We start from the raw sequence: 3,982 nt of genomic DNA, 5'->3' as shown, positions 1-3,982 counted from the left end.
ATCACTTCCCAGGTCAGGCCCTTATCCGTGCTCTTATGGACAAACTGACTTCCGAAATACACTGTTTTTGAATCAAAGGGGTCCTGTCCGATTCCGGCATTCCAATTGAACCTCAATTCTGTATCAGCATCCGGAGGTGTTGGTCGTACACTGTAATCGTTCCCGGTCATCCAGTCGTATCGCCGTACAAAGCCCTGCTGGCTCATGGCGTATCCGTAACGGGAATCCTCTAAATCGGGTACAACGTCAAAACCATCTCCAAAAGCGATTTCCTGCCAGTAGGAATTGCGAATTCCCTGGGCGCGCCATACGTATGCCGGCCCCCTCCAGGATCCATTGTCCTGCATGCCCCCATAGACATTGTAAGGAAATTCGTTATCCACACTGATATGGTAGAACTGCCCAACAGGCAGGTTCCCTATAAAACGCCAGGTGCGTCCGCCGTCACGGGTAATATTAAGTCCTCCATCATTCCCGTCGATCATAAACTTCCCGTCATCGGGATGGATCCACCAGGCATGGTGATCCGGGTGGACGCCATTATCTGCCCCGTACGCCGGCATGAGCTGTTCAAAATTCTTCCCTCCATCCTCCGATACGTTCACATAGGTAAATACGGAATAGACCCGATTTTCATTCTGCGGATCGACAAAGATGTCGGAGTAATAAAAAGGGCGGTCCCCGATATCGCTCTTATCGTTGATCTTTTTCCAGGTAAATCCCCCGTCCTGAGATTTGTAAAGTGCATTTTTTTTGGACTCTATAAGTGCATAGATGATTTCCGGATTACCCGGAGCGATGGCGAGTCCGATCCTTCCAAGATCTCCTTTGGGAAGCCCGTCCTTTTCACCCAGGGCTTTCCAGGTTTTACCTCCGTCATGTGTCATGTGGAGCCCGCTGCCCTCCCCACCGGATTTAAAGAACCAGGGGTCCCGCTTGTGTTCCCAAAGCGCAACCAGCAATTTGTTGGGGTTCGTCGGATCCATGACCATATCGGCCACCCCGGTTTTGTTGTTTGCAAATAGAATTTTTTCCCAGGTCTGCCCGGCATCGGTCGTTTTATATAGTCCGCGTTCGGGGTGTTCGCCCCAGGGAGAGCCTATGGCCCCCACGTATACTGTATTGGGATCATTCGGGTCTATGATAATTCGATGGATATGACGTGTTTCTTCCAACCCCATGAGCTCCCAGCTTCGCCCTGCATCCAGGGAGCGGTATACCCCGGAACCTCCGTTGAGGGAATTCCTTGGGTTTCCTTCTCCCGTCCCAACCCATACGACGGAGGGATTGGCCTGATGTACCGCCACAGCCCCAATGGAAGACGTTGATTCATTATCGAAAATAGGAACCCATTTAATGCCGCCGGAGGTTGACTTCCATAAACCTCCTGAGGCCGTGCCTACATACATGATATCCGGCTCACTGGTGACCACGTCAACAGCCGTGACACGGCCACTCATCCCTCCTGGCCCAATATTTCGAGGCTTGAGGTCGCCGGCGAGTTTCATATTAAAATTTTGGGGGAACAGAGAAGCTGATACAAGGAGCATCAGCAGGGGAAGAAATCGCTTCATAAAACGTTTTAATTAGTTTGCGGCTAAAGGTAGCAAAATCGGGTTTTTGGTTTCTTAAAGGGATGTTAAGACGATGACTATAACAGGGAGCTATGCTCGCTTAAACACAGCCAGTTTGGGTGCATAAGCCAAGGTTACAGATATAAAGGAATCTGTGTCAATTGGAGATAAAAATCAGGGGAAAAGCCTAAGAGTCGCTGAGGTATCCTTCAATTGAGGTATCTTTAGGGTAGACCTTATGGCTTATCACAGAAAACTAAAGGACTGTAAAGTGACTGCGAAACCTGGCTTGTTGACTGCTACTCTCTTGTTTTTGGTAATTTCCAGTTGCAAGAAATCCCCGCCGCCCTTCCAGACAGGGATGGCTTCTTTTTACAGTGATTCTTTTGAAGGCAAGCTTACCGCAAACGGGGAAATATTCTCGAATTCCAAGATGACGGCAGCACATCGCACACTGCCTTTTGATACCCGGGTCCGGGTCACAAACCTGGGGAATGGCAAGGTCGCGGTCGTGCGTATAACAGACCGGGGGCCTTTTGTGGAAGGTCGAATCCTCGATGTATCCTTGGCTGCGGCCACACGGCTCGACTTTGTGGACGATGGACTGGCCGAGGTACGACTCGACTTGCTGGATGATGCAGGCCAGATTCGAAATGCTGTTAAAAGGGATCAAACGCCTTAGGCCATCCACGCAGCCCTGCAAGGTTAAGACTATAGCCATAAGCATTACTGGCAATCACAGATCCGGGCGTTTGTGTGAATATAAATGACCTTTGTGCGGCTTCCTCCTTGCGAATCACCTACTTTTGCCCCTTGAAAATTTATATAACCAGGTTCCGGACATTAGCTCAGATGGAATCACAACGATAATTTGATGACATTTGAACAACTGGAATTGATAGCGCCGATACAACAGGCGCTAAAGGATGAAAATTATGTAGCGCCCACACCTATTCAGGTACAGGCGATACCATATCTGCTGAAAGGAAGGGATATTCTGGCCAGCGCACAGACCGGTACAGGTAAAACAGCCGCATTTGCGATCCCGATCCTGCAGCATTTGGTCTCCGGGCCACCCCCGCCGCGCGGGCTGCGTCCGATCCGCGCGCTTATCCTGACACCCACACGAGAACTCGCGATACAGATTGGAGAGAGCCTCAATGCTTATGGACGCCACACAAAAATCAGAAACACTGTCATTTTTGGCGGGGTCAACCAGAACAAGCAAACCCAGGCGTTACGCAGGGGGGTAGATATATTAGTAGCCACCCCAGGTCGTCTTCTCGACCTTATGAATCAGGGCTACATCCACCTGGATACTATCGAGTATTTTGTCCTTGACGAAGCGGACCGGATGCTGGATATGGGTTTTATCCACGACATTCGGAAAGTGCTCGCTGAACTGCCCAGGCAGCGGCAGTCCCTTTTCTTTTCCGCAACCATGCCGGATACAATTGTGTCCCTTTCCCGCAAGATCCTTACCGATCCGGTAAAGATTGCAGTGAGTCCCGTCTCCTCAACAGCTGAGACAATTCAACAATACCTTTACCTGACCAATAAATCCAGTAAACCGGAATTGCTGTTCCATATACTAAAGGATCCGGAAATGGATCAGGTGCTACTCTTTTCAAGAACAAAACACGGGGCGGACCGGATTTGCAAAAATCTGGGTAAGAAGCATATCGGAGCCGCGGCGATCCACGGAAACAAGTCCCAGAACCAAAGGCAAAAGGCGCTAAAGGACTTTAAAGAAGGAAGGGTCCGGGTGTTGGTGGCAACTGATATTGCCTCTCGGGGAATCGACATTGACCAGCTCCGTTATGTTGTGAACTACGATATTCCCAATGAACCGGAGACCTATGTCCACCGTATTGGGCGTTCCGGGAGAGCAGGGGAGGAGGGTATTTCCATTTCCCTCTGTGAGCCGGAAGAAAACGAGTACATCCGTTCTATTGAAAAACTAATCGATCAAAGGATTGAACGCGTCGAGGACCATCCGTTCCCCCAGACAGACAGCCCGATGACCGCAGAAGAAAAGCGGGCCTTCGAAAAAGAGAAAGCGCGCAAGAGACAGGAATACTTTGAGTCGCGACGGAAAAACAAGGGAAACCGGGACACCGGCAGGGGATATAAGCGAAATAAGCGATAAGTATACCGGGATAAAATTTTCCTTCCCTTTAGTGTCGGGGAATCCTAAGGACTATGAAGGGTATTGGACAGACCTGGAATCGATCTCCAATACTGCACATTCTTATCAGTTTCCTATCGAAATAAGGGGGCCTACTGCGCCACTGCCGCTATTGGCCATGCTGAACAGGATTTGAATTATGGCGAAGGTGTTTTTTGAGGCCATGTCCCGATCATCGATATAAAACCAATGATCCCTGAACTGAATAGAAAGAAAAGCA

At 49.7% G+C, this 3,982-nt stretch carries 3 protein-coding genes; 2 read left to right on the top strand and 1 reads right to left on the bottom strand.

Annotated features, from left to right (window positions below; translation table 11 throughout):
• A partial coding sequence (locus tag WBV75_RS12715) for a WD40/YVTN/BNR-like repeat-containing protein (RefSeq protein WP_424120962.1) occupies positions 1–1,574 on the bottom strand: 1,574 nt, incomplete at its 3' end.
• A 361-nt stretch (positions 1,575–1,935) separates the two neighbouring features.
• Between WBV75_RS12715 and WBV75_RS12710 the strand changes: the two genes are divergently transcribed.
• Complete coding sequence (locus tag WBV75_RS12710; protein WP_424120961.1) at positions 1,936–2,256, top strand: septal ring lytic transglycosylase RlpA family protein; 321 nt, start codon at positions 1,936–1,938, stop codon at positions 2,254–2,256.
• Positions 2,257–2,448: 192 nt separating this feature from the next.
• Positions 2,449–3,723, top strand: a complete 1,275-nt coding sequence (locus tag WBV75_RS12705; RefSeq protein ID WP_424120960.1) for a DEAD/DEAH box helicase — start codon at positions 2,449–2,451, stop codon at positions 3,721–3,723.
• Positions 3,724–3,982 lie beyond the last annotated feature (259 nt).

This window comes from Robiginitalea sp., from assembly GCF_049588695.1.
In the GTDB taxonomy this organism is placed as follows: Bacteria; Bacteroidota; Bacteroidia; order Flavobacteriales; family Flavobacteriaceae; genus Robiginitalea.
This window is presented reverse-complemented; position numbering and strand designations above follow the sequence as displayed.